Origin of the sequence: Falsiroseomonas selenitidurans (assembly GCF_012103215.1) — a bacterium.
GTDB lineage: Bacteria > Pseudomonadota > Alphaproteobacteria > Acetobacterales > Acetobacteraceae > Falsiroseomonas > Falsiroseomonas selenitidurans.
Window position 1 is genome coordinate 39,491 of the sequence record NZ_JAAVNE010000022.1, and the last position, 16,913, is coordinate 56,403.

Annotated in this window: 17 protein-coding genes; 12 read left to right on the forward strand and 5 right to left on the reverse strand. The window is 72.1% G+C overall.

Annotated elements, in window-relative coordinates:
• The first annotated feature begins 64 nt into the window (after positions 1 to 64).
• The 8 genes from HEQ75_RS14555 to HEQ75_RS14590 all read left to right on the forward strand — a co-directional run bounded on the left by HEQ75_RS14555 (position 65) and on the right by HEQ75_RS14590 (position 9,413).
• The gene (locus HEQ75_RS14555) at positions 65 to 1,564 is read left to right on the forward strand and encodes a glycosyltransferase family 2 protein (protein WP_168031797.1); all 1,500 of its coding nucleotides are present in this window, start codon (positions 65 to 67) and stop codon (positions 1,562 to 1,564) included.
• A complete protein-coding gene (locus tag HEQ75_RS14560; RefSeq protein WP_168031799.1) occupies positions 1,561 to 2,319 on the forward strand; it encodes a hypothetical protein in 759 nt (252 codons plus the stop codon). The genes HEQ75_RS14555 and HEQ75_RS14560 overlap by 4 nt, the downstream gene beginning before the upstream one ends.
• 63 nt (positions 2,320 to 2,382) lie before the next feature.
• Positions 2,383 to 3,582: a M20 aminoacylase family protein gene (locus HEQ75_RS14565; protein ID WP_168031801.1), complete on the forward strand. Its 1,200-nt coding sequence runs from the start codon at positions 2,383 to 2,385 to the stop codon at positions 3,580 to 3,582.
• A 167-nt stretch (positions 3,583 to 3,749) separates the two neighbouring features.
• Positions 3,750 to 5,540, forward strand: coding sequence for a peptide ABC transporter substrate-binding protein (locus HEQ75_RS14570; RefSeq protein ID WP_168031803.1), 1,791 nt, complete (start codon positions 3,750 to 3,752; stop codon positions 5,538 to 5,540).
• Positions 5,541 to 5,559: 19 nt separating this feature from the next.
• Complete coding sequence (locus HEQ75_RS29060; RefSeq protein WP_168031805.1) at positions 5,560 to 6,519, forward strand: ABC transporter permease; 960 nt, start codon at positions 5,560 to 5,562, stop codon at positions 6,517 to 6,519.
• Positions 6,520 to 6,541: 22 nt separating this feature from the next.
• A complete protein-coding gene (locus HEQ75_RS14580; RefSeq protein WP_328733992.1) occupies positions 6,542 to 7,414 on the forward strand; it encodes an ABC transporter permease in 873 nt (290 codons plus the stop codon).
• 98 nt (positions 7,415 to 7,512) lie between these two features.
• Positions 7,513 to 8,442 carry an ABC transporter ATP-binding protein gene (locus tag HEQ75_RS14585; protein WP_168031892.1) on the forward strand — a complete coding sequence of 310 codons (930 nt, stop codon included), beginning with the start codon at positions 7,513 to 7,515 and terminating at the stop codon, positions 8,440 to 8,442.
• Positions 8,439 to 9,413, forward strand: coding sequence for an ABC transporter ATP-binding protein (locus tag HEQ75_RS14590; protein ID WP_168031809.1), 975 nt, complete (start codon positions 8,439 to 8,441; stop codon positions 9,411 to 9,413). Before HEQ75_RS14585 ends, HEQ75_RS14590 begins: the two co-directional genes overlap by 4 nt.
• Positions 9,414 to 9,456: 43 nt before the next feature.
• On the opposite strand, the gene modC is transcribed toward HEQ75_RS14590, so the two are convergent.
• From modC to modA, 3 genes are read right to left on the reverse strand one after another with little or no spacing between them, the layout of a single operon-like run.
• Entirely contained in the window at positions 9,457 to 10,548 is a 1,092-nt protein-coding gene (gene modC, locus HEQ75_RS14595; RefSeq protein ID WP_168031811.1) for a molybdenum ABC transporter ATP-binding protein, read from the reverse strand.
• A 2-nt stretch (positions 10,549 to 10,550) separates the two neighbouring features.
• Positions 10,551 to 11,243: a molybdate ABC transporter permease subunit gene (gene modB, locus HEQ75_RS14600; RefSeq protein WP_209318563.1), complete on the reverse strand. Its 693-nt coding sequence runs from the start codon at positions 11,241 to 11,243 to the stop codon at positions 10,551 to 10,553.
• On the reverse strand, positions 11,243 to 12,013 hold the full coding sequence (gene modA / locus HEQ75_RS27880) for a molybdate ABC transporter substrate-binding protein (protein ID WP_209318564.1): 771 nt from the start codon (positions 12,011 to 12,013) through the stop codon (positions 11,243 to 11,245). Before modA ends, modB begins: the two co-directional genes overlap by 1 nt.
• Before the next feature lie 102 nt (positions 12,014 to 12,115).
• Between modA and HEQ75_RS14605 the strand changes: the two genes are divergently transcribed.
• Positions 12,116 to 12,466: a winged helix-turn-helix domain-containing protein gene (locus tag HEQ75_RS14605; RefSeq protein WP_209318565.1), complete on the forward strand. Its 351-nt coding sequence runs from the start codon at positions 12,116 to 12,118 to the stop codon at positions 12,464 to 12,466.
• A 33-nt stretch (positions 12,467 to 12,499) separates the two neighbouring features.
• Here the strand turns inward: HEQ75_RS14605 and HEQ75_RS14610 are convergent, their stop codons facing one another.
• Both HEQ75_RS14610 and HEQ75_RS14615 read right to left on the reverse strand, forming a co-directional pair.
• Positions 12,500 to 13,273, reverse strand: a complete 774-nt coding sequence (locus HEQ75_RS14610; RefSeq protein ID WP_168031817.1) for an SDR family NAD(P)-dependent oxidoreductase — start codon at positions 13,271 to 13,273, stop codon at positions 12,500 to 12,502.
• On the reverse strand, positions 13,270 to 14,154 hold the full coding sequence (locus tag HEQ75_RS14615; RefSeq protein WP_168031819.1) for an amidohydrolase family protein: 885 nt from the start codon (positions 14,152 to 14,154) through the stop codon (positions 13,270 to 13,272). The genes HEQ75_RS14610 and HEQ75_RS14615 overlap by 4 nt, the downstream gene beginning before the upstream one ends.
• Before the next feature lie 169 nt (positions 14,155 to 14,323).
• Here HEQ75_RS14615 and HEQ75_RS14620 point away from each other — a divergent pair, with 169 nt between their 5' ends.
• The 3 genes from HEQ75_RS14620 to HEQ75_RS14630 are packed head-to-tail and all read left to right on the forward strand — an operon-like array spanning position 14,324 to position 16,830.
• Positions 14,324 to 15,340, forward strand: coding sequence for a Bug family tripartite tricarboxylate transporter substrate binding protein (locus tag HEQ75_RS14620; protein ID WP_168031821.1), 1,017 nt, complete (start codon positions 14,324 to 14,326; stop codon positions 15,338 to 15,340).
• Positions 15,341 to 15,390: 50 nt separating this feature from the next.
• Positions 15,391 to 16,374, forward strand: a complete 984-nt coding sequence (locus HEQ75_RS14625; protein WP_168031823.1) for a Bug family tripartite tricarboxylate transporter substrate binding protein — start codon at positions 15,391 to 15,393, stop codon at positions 16,372 to 16,374.
• An 18-nt stretch (positions 16,375 to 16,392) separates the two neighbouring features.
• Positions 16,393 to 16,830 carry a nuclear transport factor 2 family protein gene (locus HEQ75_RS14630; protein ID WP_168031825.1) on the forward strand — a complete coding sequence of 146 codons (438 nt, stop codon included), beginning with the start codon at positions 16,393 to 16,395 and terminating at the stop codon, positions 16,828 to 16,830.
• Positions 16,831 to 16,913 lie beyond the last annotated feature (83 nt).

Sequence of the window (16,913 nt, forward strand, 5' to 3'; positions counted from 1 at the left end):
CCTCGCCGGGCAACACCGGCTGGAGGTCGTCCCCGGCTATGGCCTCGGCGATTGGCGGGTTGAGATGGCACTGCCGACGGGCGGGTATTTCGCCCTGCGATTCTGGGTCATGCTTCGTCGCATCGAGATCTGCTTCGGGCTGGAGGACGGGACCGAGCAGGTGCATTTCCTGCCCGCGACGGCCATGGGACGACCAGGCGTGGTGCTGGAGGGTGCGCTGGCAGCCGGCGAATTGCGGCTGACCGCCTGCGGCGCGGCAGCCGGCCGCTGGGCTTGGCCCTGGCCCGGCACGCTGCATGGCCTGGCCCGGTGCAGCCCCGGCCTGCGCTACACGGTGGTGCGGCAGGTGGCGCCGGCCCTGGCGGAATTCCCCCCGTCGCTGTGGCGCGAACCGCCGGGGACCCAGCCCCTTCCGGCAGAGGAGGCACCCGGCAGCTCCGAAATCCGTGCCGCCGGCGTCTTCGACCCGCTCTGGTACGGCGAGACCTACGATCCGCCGGGGGAGCCGCTGACGCATTACCTGGCAGTGGGGGAGGCGCGGGGCCTGCGCCCGGCCGAGGCGATCCGCCCGGCGGCCCTGTGCTTCGATGCGCAGCGCGGCACGCTGGCCGGCACGCTGCACGCCTGCCTGGCCGAGGCCGTGGCAATGCGGCAAGGGCAGGCGCCGCCGGCGCCGGCCATCGCGCTGGGCCGCACCGGGATTACCGTCATCATCCCCAACTACCAATATGCCCGCTTCGTGCCGGAGCGCCTGGGGGGAATCCTGCGCCAGACGCATCGGGTGGAGGAGGTGGTCCTGCTCGATGACGGCTCCACCGATGCCGGTGTCGCCCTGTTCGAGGAGCTCTGCGCCCGCCACAGGGTGCCGGCGCGGGTGGTGCAGTCCGCCAGCAATGGCGGCAACATCCTGCGGCAGTGGCAGGCGGGCGTGGAGATGGCCGGCGGCGATCTGGTCTGGATCGCGGAGGCGGACGACACCGCGCATCCCGAATTCCTGCGCCGGATGGCCGGGCGGCTGGAGGGGGCGGCGGATGCCGTGCTCGCCTTCTGCGATTCGCAGCAGATCGACGAGGGAGGGCGCGTCACCCACCCGGACTACAAGGCCTATTACGCCGATCTGGGCGACACCTTCCTGCAGCAGGACGAGCATTTCGCGGCCCCGGCCTTCCTGGCCGAGGTGCTGTGCCCGCGCAACCTCATCCTCAACCTCAGCAGCGTGCTCTGGCGGCGCGACGCCCTGCTGGCGGCGCTGCGCCGCCTGGCGCCGGAGGCCGCGCATTATCGCCTCTGCGCCGATTGGCGCCTTTATGTGGAGGCCTGCGCCCCGGGTGGCGCGGTGCATTACGTGGTGGAGTCGCTGAACCGCCACCGCCGGCATGCCGGCACCATCACCACCCGCACGGACCATGGCCGCCACTTGCAGGAGACGCTGCGCGTCTTCGAGACGATGCTGCGCTTCCAGGGCCGCGACCCGGCGATGCTGGCGCGCATGCGCAAGCACCTCCGCGCCCTGGGCCAGGCCTGGCAGATCCCGGTGCAACAGGCGCTGGAGCGGATCGGATGATCACAACCCGCCCGGTCTACCGGTTCAACTTCACCGGGGCCGCGGTGGCGGAGGAAGCGGCGGTCACCTTCTACCAGGGGCGGGACGTCGTCCTGCATGTCCGGATGCGGCGTGCGGCGGAAGGGCTGGTGCTGCTGGTGAATGACTGGCGCAGCGGCGCCGGCGCGGGAAGCGGCTGGGGCAGGGTGGTGTCGCTGCCCCTGCCGGGTGCGGCGGCACCGCTGGTGGTGGCCGTGCTGCGCGGCGCCGGTCGGGTGGAGCTGGAGGTGGAAGGCCATGGCCGGCTGGGCTTCGCGCGGCTGCCCGGCCTGGCGGCCGTCTCCGCCCCGGTGCATGACGCGGCATTCATTTCGCTGCTGCCGGCGGAGCCGCCGCCGCCGCTGCCGCGCCATTGCGCCAGCTTTCTGTTCCAGGACAAGGCCATCGAGCTTGGCCAGGCGGTGACCTTCCAGGGCGAGGGCGGCGTGCTGCTGCACCTCGACCTGCGACCCGACCCGGAACTGGGGCCGGGCCAGTTGGCGCTGGTGGTGAACGACGCGCCGCAGGGCGTCTGGGGCGAGGAGCTTCGCCTGGGGCTGCGTGAGACGCCCGGGATGGCGGGCATCGCCGTGAGCCTGCATGAGGGCCCGGCGGGGATGATCCTCGGCGTGCCGGATGGGCGCTGCCTGGTCTTCCCCCGGCTCGCCAGCCTGGCCGGCGCCGACCCGCCCCGGGTCCCCTCCGGCGTGACGCTGCTGCCCCACGGCCTCGCCTGATCCCCCTGGACAGGGCGCGTCCCCCTGGCAAGCTGCGCGCCTTGCCCGGGAAGGACCCCAGCGATGACCGCCGACGTGATCGAAGCCGTGAAGGCCTGGCAGCCGGCGCTGGCGGCCATTCGCCGGGACATCCACGCCCACCCGGAGATGGGGATGGAGGAGGTGCGCACCGCTGCCCTGGTGGCGCGGGAACTGCGCGCGATGGGTGTGGAGGTGGAGGAAGGCGTCGGCAGGCTCGGCGTGGTCGGCACCATCCGCGGCACCAGGCCCGGGCAGCGGGTGATCGGCCTGCGGGCGGACATGGACGCGCTGCAGATCGCGGAGCAGACGGGCAAACCCTGGGCCTCCACCACGCCCGGCACCATGCATGCCTGTGGCCATGACGGGCACACCACCATGCTGCTGGGCGCGGCACGCTGGCTGTCGGAGCACCGCGACTTCGCCGGCACGGTGCACCTGATCTTCCAGCCTGCCGAGGAAGGCCGGGGCGGCGCCCGGGCGATGCTGGCGGACGGGCTGTTCGACCGCTTTCCCTGCGATGCCGTCTATGGGCTGCACAACAAGCCGACCCTGCCGGCAGGGCGCTTCGCCACCCGCAAGGGCCCGGCGCTGGCGGCGGCGGACCGCTTCACGGTGACCTTCCACGGCACCGGCGGGCATGGCGGGTCCACCCCGCACCTGGCCACGGACGTCACCATCGTGCAGGCGCATTTCGTGCTGGCGCTGCAGACCATCATCGGCCGCAACGTCGCCGCGGTGGAGGCGGCGGTGCTCAGCGTGGGCTCGATCCAGGGCGGCTCCCCGATTTCCTCCAACGTCATGCCGGCGGCGCTGACGGTGACCGGCACCGCGCGCAGCTACACCCCTGCGGTGCGGGACCTGCTGGAACGGCGGATCGGCGAACTGGCGCAGGGCCTTGCCATGGCACATGGCTGCACGGCGGAGGCGATCTACCATCGCGGCGTGCCGGCGCTGGTGAACCATGCGGAGCAGACGGAGCTTGCCGTGGCCGCCGCCGCGGCGCTGGTGGGCGAGGCGGCGGTGGATGCGGCCTTCCCGCCGGTGACGGGGGCGGAGGATTTCGCGCTGATGCTGGAGGCGCGGCCGGGCGCCTTCATGTTCATCGGCGGCGGCAATGGGCCGGACGGCACCTCGCCCAACCTGCACACGCCGCATTTCGACTTCAACGACGACATCATCCCGATGGGCGTCGCCTATTGGGTCAGCGTCGTGGACCAGGAACTGGGGCAACAGCGCCGCTGATCTGCCGCATCGGAGGGCAGGCCCGCGCGAAACGGCAAGGCCGTGATCGAAAAAGGGGGTGCGAGGCGGCGCCGGCTTGCTGTAGCGTTCTTGAAACAGGGGCCTGCGGGCAGCCGGGCGGTCTCATCAGACCCGGCGCCCCGGGCGGCAAGTCGGGAGAGTTGGGGATGACGGAAGACGATCTGCGTCAGATGATCGGCCGCGTGCAGCGCGGCACGCTGACGCGCCGTGGCTTCGTGCGGCGCATGGCGGCGGTGGGGCTGACGGCGCCGATGGCGACGCAGCTTCTGGCCATCGCAGGCGCCGCGCCGGCCGCGGCGCAGACCGCCTCCGCCTATCCGTCGCGGCGCGGCGGCGGGGCGCTGAAGGTGCTGTACTGGCAGGGCGCGACGCTGCTGAACCCGCATTTCGCGGTCGGCACCAAGGACCAGGACGGCAGCCGCGCCTTCTACGAGCCGCTGGCCGGCTGGGCGCAGGACGGCACGCTGGAGCCGATCCTGGCCGCCGAGATTCCGTCGCGCGAGAATGGCGGGCTGGCGGCCGATGGCCGCTCCGTGACCTGGAAGCTGAAGCGCGGCGTGAAGTGGCATGACGGGCAGGACTTCACCGCCGACGACGCCGTGTTCAACTGGGAATATGCCAAGGACCCGGCCACCGCCTCCGTCACCACCGGCAGCTACCGCGACGTGAACGTGGTGAAGGTGGACGACTACACGGTGCGGGTGGAGTTCCAGAAGCCGACGCCGTTCTGGGCGGATGCCTTCGTCGGCTCCCGCGGGATGATGATCCCGAAGCACCTGTTCAAGGACTACATGGGTGCCAAGTCCCGCGAGGCCCCGGCCAATCTGCGCCCGGTCGGCACCAGTGGCTACAAATTCTCGGAATTCCAGCCTGGCGACATGCTGCGCGGCGAGGCCAACGCCAGCTACCACATGCCGAACCGCCCCTTCTTCGACACGCTGGAGGTGAAGGGCGGCGGCGATGCCGTCTCCGCCGCGCGCGCCGTGCTGCAGACCGGTGAATTCGACTATGCCTGGAACATGCAGGTGGAGGATGCGATCCTCAAGCGGCTGGAAGCCAATGGCCGCGGCAAGGTGAACATTGTGCCCGGCGGCGGCATCGAGTTCATCCAGCTGCACACGCGCGACCCCTGGAACGAGGTGAATGGCGAGCGCGCCAGCCTGGACTCCACCCACCCCACGCTGTCCGACCCCAAGGTGCGGGAGGCGCTGTCGCTGCTGTGCGACCGCAACGCGCTGGAGCAGTTCATCTACGGCCGCGGCGGCCCCGCCACCGCCAATTTCCTGAACAACCCGCCGCGCTTCCGCTCACCCAACACGAAGTTCGAGTTCAACATCGCCAAGGCGAATGAGATCCTGGACGCGGCGGGCTATACGCGCGGCGCGGACGGCATCCGGGCCAAGGACGGCAAGCGGCTGAAGTTCGTCTACCAGACCTCCATCAACACGCCGCGCCAGCGCACCCAGGCCGTCATCAAGCAGGCAGCGCAGCGGGCCGGCATCGACATCGAGGTGAAGGCCGTCACCGCTTCCGTCTTCTTCTCCTCGGACGTCGCGAACCCGGACACCTACACGAAGTTCTTCAGCGACATCCAGATGTACACCACCACGATGCCGCAGGCCGACCCGCAGCTGTTCATGAACCAGTATGTGTCGTGGGAGATGTCGACCAAGGCCAATTCCTGGCAGGGCCGCAACATCATCCGCTGGAAGAGCGACGAATACGACGCCGCCTACCGCGCCGCGGAAGGGGAGTTGGATCCGGTGAAGCGCGCCGCGCTGTTCATCCGCATGAACGACCTGATCGTGGGCTCCAACCACGTCATCCCGCTGGTCGGCCGGCCGACCGTCTCGGCCAGCCTGAACACGCTGACCCACAAGCTGAGCGCCTGGGATCTCACCTTCGGCTTCCTGCACGACTGGCATCGCGCGGCTTGATCCCCGGCCGCGTCCCGACGTGACCAACTACGTCGTCCGTCGCCTGTTGATCGCGATCCCGAGCCTGCTCGGGATCAGCGTCATCCTCTTCACCGTGCTCGCCCTGGCCCCGGGCGACCCCTTCGAGGAGCTGGCCACCAACCCCGCCATCCCGCCGGATGTGCGGGCGGCGCTGCGCGCCAGCCTGGGTCTCGATGACCCGGTCTGGACGCGCTATTTCAGCTGGCTGACCGCCATGCTGCGTGGCGACTGGGGGTATTCCTTCGTCAGCCGCGTGAATGTCGACCAGCTGATCCTGGCCCGGCTGCCGACCACGCTGGCGATCATCGGCGCCTCCCAGGTCCTGGCGCTGGCGATCGCGCTGCCGGTCGGCGTGATGGCGGCGACGCGGCCCTATTCCGTGTTCGACCAGGTGGCGAACACGCTGGCCTTCATCGGCTTCTCGCTGCCCACCTTCTTCACCGGCCTGCTGCTGATCCTGCTGTTCTCCATCACGCTGGACTGGCTGCCCTTCGTCTACCGGGCGGACCTCACCTCCACCGGCTGGACCTGGTGGGGGGAGCAGATCCGGCAATCCATCATGCCGGTCGCCGTGCTCGGCCTGTTCCAGGGCGCCGCCTGGACGCGCTTCGTGCGCTCCGCCGTGCTGGACGTGATCCGGCTGGACCATGTGACGACGGCGCGCGCCAAGGGCCTGCCGGAAGGCAGCGTCACGCTGCGCCATGTGGTGCGCAACGCGCTGATCCCGGTGGTGACGCTGGTGGCGCTGCAGATGCCCACCGTGTTCGGCGGCGCCATCGTGACGGAGCAGATCTTCCGCGTGCCCGGCATCGGCTCCCTGCTCATCAGTGCCATCCTGGCCAACGACACGCCCGTGATCATGGCCGTCACCTTCGTCTTCGCGGGGCTCGTCATCTTCTTCAACCTGTTGGCGGATGTGATCTATGGCTGGCTCGACCCTCGCATCAGCTACAGCTAGCCCCGCCGCCGCCCGGCCGCGCGTGACGCCGGGCGCGGAAGCCTGGCGGCGCTTCCGCAAGCACCGGCTGGCGGTGGTCAGCCTGGTGCTGCTGAGCGGCATCGTGCTGGCGGTGCTGGTCGGGCCGCTGGTCTGGACCCTGCCGGTGGACGAGATCGACTTCTCCGCGCAGTTGCAGAGCCCTAGCTGGGCGCACCCCTTCGGCACGGATGATCTGGGCCAGGACATCCTGGCCCGCGTGCTGCATGGCGGGCGCATCTCGCTGGCCGTGGGCGTCGCCGCCATGCTGGTCGCGGTCTGCGTCGGCGTGCTGGTGGGCGCCATCGCCGGCATGTCGCGCGGCCGCGTGGATGCGGCGCTGATGTGGCTGACCGACCTGTTCCTGTCGCTGCCGGAGCTGCCGCTGCTGCTGCTCATCATCTACCTGTTCCGCGACGGGCTGGGGCAGATCGTGGGGCCGGAGGCCGGCGTCTTCATCATGATCGTCGCCGTCATCGGCGGCTTCCGCTGGATGCCGGTGGCCCGCCTGGTGCGCGCGCAGTTCTTCTCGCTGCGGGAGAAGGAATTCGTCGAGGCCGCGCGCGCCCTCGGCGCCTCCCGCCCCCGGCTGGTGGTGCGGCACATCCTGCCCAACGCGCTGGGGCCGGTGATCGTGGCGGCGACCATCGACGTGGCGGCGGCGATCATCGCCGAGAGCACGCTGTCCTTCCTCGGCCTCGGATTCCCGCCGGACATCCCGACCTGGGGGCGGCTGCTGTTCGATGCCAAGGACAATCTGGACTTCGCGCCGCATTGGGCGATCTTCCCCGGGCTCGCCATCTTCCTGACGGTGCTGACGATCAACTTCATCGGCGACGGCCTGCGCGACGCGCTCGACCCGAGGCGCGTGCTGTGAGCGAGGCCCTGCTCGCGCCCTCGGCGGCGCCCGCGCGGGACACGACGCCGCTGCTCGACATCCGCGGCCTGAAGGTCCACTTCAAGACCGATGACGGCATGGTCCGCGCCGTGGACGGCGTGGACATCACGGCGAACCGGGCGGAGACGGTCTGCGTCGTCGGTGAATCCGGCTGCGGCAAGACCGTCACCGCCAAGACCGTGCTGAAGCTGATCGACATGCCGCCCGGCCGCATCGTCGCCGGCGAGATCCGCTTCGAGGGCCGCGACCTGGTGCCGCTGCCGCCGGCGGAGATGCGGAAGATCCGCGCCAAGCAGATCGGCTTCGTGTTCCAGGAACCGATGACCAGCCTGAACCCGGTCTACACTGTGGGCCAGCAGATCGCCGAGACGGTGCGCCAGCATGAGGGCCTGTCCCGCCGTGCCGCGCTGGACCGGGCGGCGGAGATGCTGCGGCTGGTCAACATCCCCAACCCCCAGCGCCGGGTGCAGGACTACCCGCACCAGTTCTCCGGTGGCATGCGCCAGCGCGTGATGATCGCCATGGCGCTGTCCTGCAACCCGAAGCTGCTGATCGCGGACGAGCCGACCACCGCGCTCGACGTCACCATCCAGGCGCAGATCCTCGACCTGCTGGACGAGATGAAGCAGCGGCTCGGCATGGCGGTGCTGCTGATCACCCATGCCATGGGCGTGGTGGCGGAAGTGGCGCAGCGCGTCGTCGTCATGTACGCCGGCAAGGTGGTGGAGGAAGCGACGGTGGAGGCGCTGTTCGCCACGCCGCGCCACCCCTACACGCAGGGGCTGATCCGCTCCATCCCGCGGATCGACCGCGCCGCCAGCGTGCATGCGCGGCTGGAGGCGATCCCCGGCACCGTGCCTTCCCTGCTCAACCCGCCGGTGGGCTGCCGCTTCGCCGCGCGCTGCCGCCACGCCATGCCGGACTGCGTGGCGGCGGAGCCGCCGCTGCGCGAGGTGGCGCCCGGCCACAAGGTGGCCTGCATCCTCTACCCGGAACACCGCCCATGACCGAGCCGCTGCTGCGCGTGCAGGACCTGCAGAAGCGCTTCGCCGTGCGCGGTGGCCTGCTGCGCCGCATGGTGGAGGAGGTGCACGCCGTCTCCGGCGTCAGCTTCGACCTGGCGCAGGGGGAGACGCTGGGCCTGGTGGGCGAATCCGGCTGCGGCAAATCCACCACCGGAAGGCTGATCCTGCGGCTGATGGAACCCAGCGCCGGCCAGGTGTGGTTCGAGGGGCAGGAGGTGACGGCGATGGACCGCCACCAGCTTTCCCGGCTGCGCCGCGACATGCAGATCATCTTCCAGGACCCCTTCGCCAGCCTCAACCCGCGCATGACGGTGGGCGCCATCATCGGCGAGGCGCTGGTGATCCACAGCCTGGCGAAATCCCGCGCGGAGCGCGAGGACCGGGTGGTGGAGCTGCTGGAGACGGTGGGCATGAATGCCGACCAGATGCGCCGCTTCCCGCATGAATTCAGCGGCGGCCAGCGCCAGCGCATCGGCATCGCCCGCGCCCTGGCGGTCTCCCCCAAGCTGGTGGTCTGCGACGAGCCGGTCTCCGCGCTGGATGTCTCGATCCAGGCGCAGGTGGTGAACCTGCTGGAAGACCTGCAGGCGAAGTTCGGCCTGACCTACCTGTTCATCGCGCATGACCTGTCGGTGGTGGAGCATATCAGCAACCGCGTCGCGGTGATGTATCTCGGGCGGATCGTGGAGATCGCCTCCGCCCGCGACCTCTACGCCAACCCGGTGCACCCCTACACGGAAGCGCTGCTGAGCGCCGTGCCGATCCCGGACCCGACGGTGAAGCGCCAGCGCATCCGGCTGAAGGGCGACGTGCCGAGCCCGCTGAACCCGCCCAGCGGCTGCCATTTCCACACCCGCTGCCCGATCGCGAAGGCGGATCCCTGCCAGACGGTGGTGCCGGAATTGCGGGAAGTGGCGCCCGGCCATTTCGCTTCCTGCCACCTGCGGGGGTAGGGCGAAGGCCATTGGGGGCGATCGGCCGGATCCCCGCAGCCGGCTACCGCACCCCGCCCAGATGGTCGAAAGTCACCGCCTTCAGCAGCGCCCAGACCGGAATCCCCGGCCGCAGCGCCAGGCGGGCCACGCTGTCCTCCGTGAGGCGGGCCAGCAGGGTGCTGGGGCCGACGGCCAGGCGCACGAAGACCTCCTGCGGCGCGCTGCCGGGGGCCAGGTCCTGGATCACGGCGGGCAGGATGTTGCGCGTCGACAGGCCGCGCGGTTCCGCCACCGCCAGGGCCACGTCGCGGGCGCGGATGCGCAGGCGCAGCCGGGTGCCCGGCGGCTCCGGCCGTGCGGTGGCCAGCAGCGTGCCGCCGGGAAAGTCCAGCCGGGTCAGCCCGCCGGGATCGGTCGCCGCCACCGTGCAGGGCAGCAGCACGCCGGCATCGCGCCGCGCGGCCAGCGGCAGGTCGGTGCGGGTGGCGAGGTCCTCCACCGCGCCCTCTGCCAGCACCCGGCCGTCGCGCAGCAGCACCAGCCGGTCGGCCAGCGCGTCCACCTCCTCCAGCGCATGGGTCACGTAGAGGATGGGCAGGCGGGCGGCGTCGCGCAGCCGGGCGAGGAAGGGCAGCACCTCCGCCCGCCTGCCCGCATCCAGCGCCGCCAGCGGCTCATCCATCAGCAGCAGGCAGGGGCGGGCGAGCAGGGCGCGGCCGAGCGCCACGCGCTGGCGCTCCCCGCCCGAAAGCCCGGCGGGGCGGCGGGCCAGCAACGCCTCCAGCCCCAGCAGCGCCACCACCTCCGCCATCCCGGGGCCGGTGGCGTCGCGCGGCGCGCGCGTCAGCCCGTAGCGCAGGTTGCTGGCGACGCTGAGATGCGGGAACAGCCGCGCATCCTGGAACACCACGCCGCAGCGCCGGGCTTCCGGCGGCAGGAACACCCGCCGCGCCGTGTCCACCAGCACGGTGCCGCCCAGCACCACGCGCCCCGCATCCGGCCGCAGCAGCCCGGCGACGATGGACAGCAGGGTGGATTTGCCGCAGCCGGAAGGGCCGAACAGCGCCGTCACGCCGGCCTCCGCCACCGTGAAGCCGGCATCCAGCGCGAAGCCGTCCCGCCCGTAGCGGTGGCGGACCGAGACCTCCAGCATGCTCAGGCGCGGCCGAGCAGAAGGTGCATGCGCCGGGCGACCCATTCCGCCAGCAGCAGCAGGGCCACGGCCAGGGCCAGGGAGAGGCCGGCCAGCCGCGCCGCCACCGCCTCCCCGCCCGGGGATTGCGTGGCGGTGTAGATGGCCAGCGGCAGGGTCTGCGTCTCGCCCGGGATATTGGAGGCGAAGGTGATGACGGCGCCGAATTCGCCCAGCCCGGCGGCGAAGGCGGTGACGGCGCCGGCCAGGATGCCGGGCGCCATCAGCGGCAGCGTGACGGTCAGGAAGCGGTCCAGCGGGCCGGCGCCCAGCGTCCGCGCTGCCGCTTCCAGCCCCGGGTCCACCTGGTCCAGCCCCAGCCGCACGGCGCGGACGATCAGCGGGAAGGACATCACGGCGGTGGCCAGCGCCGCGCCTTCGGTGGTGAAGACCAGGCGGATGCCGAACCAGTCATGCAGCGGCGCGCCGATCGGCCCGCGCAGCCCGAACAGCATCAGCAGCGCCCAGCCCACCACCACCGGCGGCACCACCAGCGGCAGGTGCACCAGCGCATCCAGCAGGAAGCGCCCCGGGAAGCGGCTGCGCGACAGCAGCAGCGCCACCAGCACCGCCGGCACCAGCCCGACCAGGACGGAGCGGCCGGCAACCTCCAGGCTCAGGCGGATCGCCTGCCATTCCTCGGCGGAGAGCTCCATCAGCGCGCCAGGCCGAAGCCGAAGCGCTGCCAGGTGGCGGTGGCCTCCGGCCCGGCGAGGAAGGCGTGCAGCGCCCGCGCCGGGGCGTGCCCGGCGGCGCGGCGGGTGAGGGCGAAGGGGTAGGTGATGGGGGGGTGGCTGCCGGCGGGGAAGGTGCCCAGCACGGTGACGCCGCGGCTGGCCGCCGCGTCGGTGGCATAGACGATGCCCAGCGGCACCTCCCCCCGCTCCACCAGCAGCAGGGCGGAGCGCACATTGTCGGCGCGTGCCAGGCGTGGGGACACGGCGTTCCACTGCCCCATCCATTCCAGCGCGGCGCGGGCGTAGCGGCCGGCCGGCACATGGGCGGGATCGCCGGTGGCGATGCGGCCCCCATCGGCCAGTGCCAGCAAATCCGCGCCGCGCCCCAGCGCCACCGGCGCGCGGGCGGGCCTTGCGGGGGCCACCAGCACCAGCGCATTGCCGATCGGGCTGATCCGGCTGGCCTCCAGGATCAGGCCGCGGGACTGAAGATAATCCATCCAGGGCTCATCGGCCGAGAGGAACAGGTCGACGCCCGCCCCCTGCTCGATCTGCCGGGCGAGGGCCGAGGAGGCGGCGAAGGACAGGCGCGGCGCCGGGTTGCCGCGCGCCGCCCACGCCTGCCCCAGGGCGCGCAGGGCGTCCGTCAGGCTGGCGGCGGCGAAGACGGTGGCGGGCTGCGGCTGCGCCCGGGCTGCGCGCGCCAGGGCTGGCAGCAGGGCCAGAGCGGCCAGGGCACGGCGGCGCATGAGCGGTCTCCCGGCGGCGATATCCATTAGGGAAGATATCGATCGGCGACTCCAGATCAAGCCCGTTCCCGCCCGCCACCTTCCATGGTTTCCTGGGGCCCCATGCCGTCCCCCCTGCGCATCCGCGTCCTGCTGGCCAAGGACATGCCCTTCGGCCCCGGCAAGGCCGACCTGCTGGAGGCGATCCGGGAGACGGGGTCGATCGCCGCGGCCGGGCGGCGCATGGGCATGTCCTACCAGCGCGCCTGGGACCTGGTGTCGGCCATGAACGGGCATTTCCACGCGCCGGTGGTGGCCCCGGCCAAGGGCGGCGCGCGCGGCGGCGGCAGTGCCCTGACCCCCTTCGGGGAGGAGGTGCTGGCCGCCTACCGGGAGATCGAGGCGCTGGCCGCCGCCGCTGCGGCGGAAAGGCTGGACTGGCTGCGCCGGCAGATGGCGCTGCCGCCCGGCTGAGCAGCACCTGTAGCCCTGCCGGGCCCGGCAGGGCTACAGGTGCCGGCCGCCATCCACCAGCAGCGTGGTGCCCGTGCTCAGCCGCAGATGCGTCACGGCCGCCACCACCGCCAGCGCCACGTCATCCGGCTGGCAGACCACCGGCAGCGGCAGGGCGGCCGCCTGCTTCAGCACCGCTTCCCGGCTGCGGCCCGGCACGAAGCCGGTATCGACCGCGGCGGGGGAGACGCCGATGACGCGGATCTCCGGCCCCAGCACCCGCGCCAGCGACAGGCCCATGGTGTCCAGCGCCGCCTTGGAGGCGCAGTAGGCGATGCTGCTGCCCAGCCCGTTGATCCCGGCGAGGGAGGAGATGTTGATGATCACCGCATCCCCGCCACGCCGCAGCAGCGGCACGAAGGCGCGGATGGTGGCGTAGGGGCCGCGGACATTGGTCAGCAGGATGCGGTCGAAGGTCTCGTCGTCCAGCGCATCCAGGTCCGCATGCGGCACGGCGCGGGTGGTGCCGGCGGAATTCACCAGGATGTCGGCACGGCCCAGCCTGGTCTCCACCTCGGCCGCGGCGGCGCGGATCGCGGCGCTGTCGCCCATCGGCAGGTGCAGCGCGATGTGGCCCGACCCTGGCAGTTCCGCCGCCAGGGCTTCCGCCCGGTCGCGGCCGGTGTTGTAGCCGACGGCGATGGTGGCGCCCTGTTCGGCCAGGCGGCGCGCGGCGGCGGCGCCGATGCCGCTGCTGCCGCCGCTGATCACCGCAACGCGCCCCTGCAGGGCATAGGGGCCCAGGCCACCCGGCTTCGCCTCGCTCATCGCGGTTCTCCTTCTGGCAGCGTTTTCCGGGGGAAGCCGTAGAGCGTGGCGGGGTTGTCCACCAGCAGAAGCTGGCGGTCTGCCTCCGCCGGCGCGAAATCCGCGACGAGATCCAGCAGCACCTGCTCCTCCACCGGCGTCGCCAGGTTGGGGTGCGGGAAATCCGTGCCCCACAGCACGCGCTCCGGCGCCGCCTGCAGCAGGGCGCGCGCGAAGGGCAGGGCGTCGGTGAAGGGGGCCTGGGTCATGCGCTCCGCCCCGCTCAGCTTCACCCAGATGCGCGGATCGCGCAGCAGGTCGAGCAGGTCGCGAAAGGCCGGGCCCTCCACGCCGAGCGCCGGGTCGACGCGGCCCATATGGTCGATCACCACCGGCATGCCGAGCGCGCGGATCACCGGCGCCATCCGCGTCACGCCATCCCCCTGCAGCTGCATCACCATGTGCCAGCCAAGCTTGCGGGCGCGGTCCGCGGCGCGGTGGAACACGCCCATGTCCGGCGCGCCGCCCAGCGCCGCGATGAAGTTGAAGCGGATGCCGCGTACGCCGGCATCCTGCATGTCGCGCAGCGCTGCCTCCGTCGTCGCATCGTCGATCATCGCCACGCCGCGGGTGCGGGTGGGCGCGCTGCGCAGGGCGTCGAGCATGGCGCGGTTGTCGGTCCCGTGGCAGCTCGCCTGCACGATCACGGCACGGCCGAGGCCGAGGCGGCGGTGCAGCGCGGCCAGCACCTCCTTCGGCCGGTCCTCCGGCGTGTAGCGGCGGCCCGGCGCGTAGGGGAAGCGCTCGGCGGGGCCGAAGACGTGGCAATGCGCGTCGCAGGCCAAGGGCGGCACGCGGAACCGTGCCGCGCGCGGCGCGGTGCCCGGGTCATCAGCCTGCATGTCGTCTTCCCCCTGCTGGGCCGAGGCTAGGCCGCGGCGCCGCCGCCGCCGAGGCCGGGCTGGACCCGTTCCGCAGGCCGGAATGCACCGTCGCCGCGCTGGATGACCCCCGCGAAGTCGGTAGCCTCCTTCGCAACGGCACCGGAAAGGCGCCGCGGAGGAACGCCCGATGCCGCCCGGCCCGCCACCGGCTGCCCCGCCACCCCCTGCACCCCGGCGCCGCACGCTGCTGGCGGCGGGCCTCGCCGGCCTGGCGGCGCCTTCCTGCCTCGGGGTTGCGCGGGCGGAATTGCCCTGGCCGTCGCGCGCCGCGCGCATCATCGTGCCCTTCGCCCCCGGCGGCACCACGGACATCCCGGCGCGCATCATCGCGGACCACCTGGCACGGCGCCTCGGCAAGCCCTTCGTGGTGGAGAACCGCTCCGGCGCCGGCGGCGCGCTGGGCATCCGCGCCATGGTGCAGGCGGCGGACACGCACACGCTGCTGCACAGCACCTCCGCCGTCGCCATCCTGCCGGCGCTGCAGCGCGACCCGGGCTTCGACCCGCTGGCCGATCTGGTGCCGGTGACGATGACGGCGGCCTCGCCCATCCTGCTGGTGGTGCGCGCAGATTCGCCGTTCCGGGATCTCGCGGACTACCTGGCGCAGGCGAAGGCGCGGCAGGGCGCCGTCAGCTTCGGCACCGCCGGCATCGGCACCACCGTGCACCTGGCGGGCGAGTTGCTGCGCGCCCGGGCGGCGGTGGACCTGCTGCACGTGCCCTATCGCGGCTCCGCCCCCTCCGCCACCGCGCTGCTGGCCGGCGAGGTCGCCTCCGGCTTCCTCAGCCCGATCGAGGTGCTGGCGCATATCCGCGGCGGCCGGCTGCGCGCCCTGGCCAGCTGCGCGCGCGCCCGCAGCCCGCTGCTGCCGGAGGCGCCGGCCATCCCGGAACTGGTGCCGGCCTATGAGGGCGTGGAGCTGTGGTTCGGCCTGTTCGGCCCGCGCGACCTGCCGGCCGATGCGGTGGCAACGCTGATGCGGGAATTGGCGCCGCTGCGCCAGGGCGCCCCGCTGGCGCTGCGCATGGCGGAGCTGGGGGCGGCGACGCTGCTGGACGGGCCGGCGCCGCTGGCCGCCCGGCTGCGTACGGAGGTGCCGCTGTGGCGCGCGCTGGCCGTCGCGGCGGGCATCCCACGCGAATGAACCACCCTGCCCCGCGGCAGGCCCATGAAGAACCAGGAAGGGAGGACACCATGTCCAGAATCACGAGGCGGCGGCTCGGCGGCCTGGCCATCGGCACGGGGCTTGCCGCAACCTCGCTTCCCGCCCGCGCGCAGGCCTGGCCCAGTCGGCCCGTCACCGTCGTGGTGCCCTGGCCGGCCGGCGGGTCCACGGATGTGCTGGCGCGCGCCGTCTCGCGCAATTTTTCCGAACGCTTCGGCCAGGCCTTCGTGGTGGAGAACCGGTCCGGCGCCAACGGCAATATCGGCGCCGCCTCTGTCGCCCGCGCGGCGCCGGACGGGCACACGCTGATGGTCACCACCAACGGCCCGATCACCAACAACACGCTGCTGTTCAAGTCGATGCCGTTCAACCCTTCCACCGACCTGGCGCCGATCGCGCTGCTGGCGGAACTGCCCATCGTCATCGCCGCGCGCAGCGCCATGCCCTATCGCACGGTGCAGGAGCTGGTGGCGTTCGCGAAGGCGAATCCGGAAAAGGTGAATTGCGGTACGCCGCCGCTGGGCTCCGCCGCGCATCTGGCGATCGAGCTGCTGATGCATCGCACCGGCATCCGCCTGAACCTGGTGCCCTATCGCGGCTCCGCGCCGCTGACCAACGACCTGCTGGCCGGCGCGGTGGACATGGGCATCGACCTGGTCACCACCTACCTGCCGCATATCCAGGCCGGCACGCTGCGCGCCCTGGGCATCACCGCGACGCAGGCCATCCCGCAGCTGCCCGGCGTGCCGCCGGTGCAGGCGCAGGGCATCGCGGATTACCGCGCCACCGGCTGGATTTCCCTGCTCGGCCCGGCACGGCTGGCGGCGGAGACGGTGGCGAAGCTGAACGCCGCCAGCAACGCCTATCTCGCGATGGACGAGACGCGGTCGCTGTTGCAGCCGCTGGGGCTGACGCCGCTGGGCGGCACGCCGGCGGAACTGACGCAGCGCATGGCGGCGGAGGTCGAGCAATGGCGGCCGATCATCGCCGCCGCCAACATCTCGGTGGACTGACACAGGACGCACCCCGCCATGGACTTCGACGCGCTGCGCATCCGGCAGGAGCTGGAAATCCTCAACATCGCCTTCTGGCACGACGTGGACCTGAACTGGGGACGCAACGCGCACGAGCACTTCACGGAGGACGGGGTCTATACCACCAGCCACAAGGCCCGCACCGGGCGCGAGGCGATCCGCGCCTTCTATGCGGAGCGCGAGGGGCGCGGGCCGCGGGTGGCGCGGCACCTGATCCACAATTTCCACGTCACGGTGCAGGATGCCGACCATGCGACGGCGGAATGGACCATGTGCCTCTACGCCGAGGATGGCGAGCCGCCGCTGCTGTCGGAACCGCCGATCCTGATCGGCGCCGTCACGGATGCGTGCGTGCGCGGCGCGGATGGCCGCTGGCGCTACGCCGCGCGCACCACGCGGCCGCTGTTCAAGGGCAGCCGGCCGACCTCCGGCTGACCCTGATTTCCTTCGAACAAGTTGTCATGTTCGAAAATCCGTGGCCTACTCCCGGCACACGCGGCGCTGCGTGTGCCGCGCTA

Coding starts and splice junctions, on each gene's coding strand:
- HEQ75_RS14570 (WP_168031803.1), top strand. CDS start 3,750: ATGACGGAAGACGATCTGCGTCAGATGATCGGCCGCGTGCAGCGCGGC.
- HEQ75_RS14590 (WP_168031809.1), top strand. CDS start 8,439: ATGACCGAGCCGCTGCTGCGCGTGCAGGACCTGCAGAAGCGCTTCGCC.
- HEQ75_RS14565 (WP_168031801.1), top strand. CDS start 2,383: ATGACCGCCGACGTGATCGAAGCCGTGAAGGCCTGGCAGCCGGCGCTG.
- HEQ75_RS14630 (WP_168031825.1), top strand. CDS start 16,393: ATGGACTTCGACGCGCTGCGCATCCGGCAGGAGCTGGAAATCCTCAAC.
- HEQ75_RS14585 (WP_168031892.1), top strand. CDS start 7,513: ATGGTCCGCGCCGTGGACGGCGTGGACATCACGGCGAACCGGGCGGAG.
- modB (WP_209318563.1), bottom strand. CDS start 11,243: ATGGAGCTCTCCGCCGAGGAATGGCAGGCGATCCGCCTGAGCCTGGAG.
- modA (WP_209318564.1), bottom strand. CDS start 12,013: ATGCGCCGCCGTGCCCTGGCCGCTCTGGCCCTGCTGCCAGCCCTGGCG.
- HEQ75_RS14560 (WP_168031799.1), top strand. CDS start 1,561: ATGATCACAACCCGCCCGGTCTACCGGTTCAACTTCACCGGGGCCGCG.
- HEQ75_RS14615 (WP_168031819.1), bottom strand. CDS start 14,154: ATGCAGGCTGATGACCCGGGCACCGCGCCGCGCGCGGCACGGTTCCGC.
- HEQ75_RS14555 (WP_168031797.1), top strand. CDS start 65: ATGGCACTGCCGACGGGCGGGTATTTCGCCCTGCGATTCTGGGTCATG.
- HEQ75_RS14625 (WP_168031823.1), top strand. CDS start 15,391: ATGTCCAGAATCACGAGGCGGCGGCTCGGCGGCCTGGCCATCGGCACG.
- HEQ75_RS14605 (WP_209318565.1), top strand. CDS start 12,116: ATGCCGTCCCCCCTGCGCATCCGCGTCCTGCTGGCCAAGGACATGCCC.
- HEQ75_RS14610 (WP_168031817.1), bottom strand. CDS start 13,273: ATGAGCGAGGCGAAGCCGGGTGGCCTGGGCCCCTATGCCCTGCAGGGG.
- modC (WP_168031811.1), bottom strand. CDS start 10,548: ATGCTGGAGGTCTCGGTCCGCCACCGCTACGGGCGGGACGGCTTCGCG.
- HEQ75_RS14620 (WP_168031821.1), top strand. CDS start 14,324: ATGCCGCCCGGCCCGCCACCGGCTGCCCCGCCACCCCCTGCACCCCGG.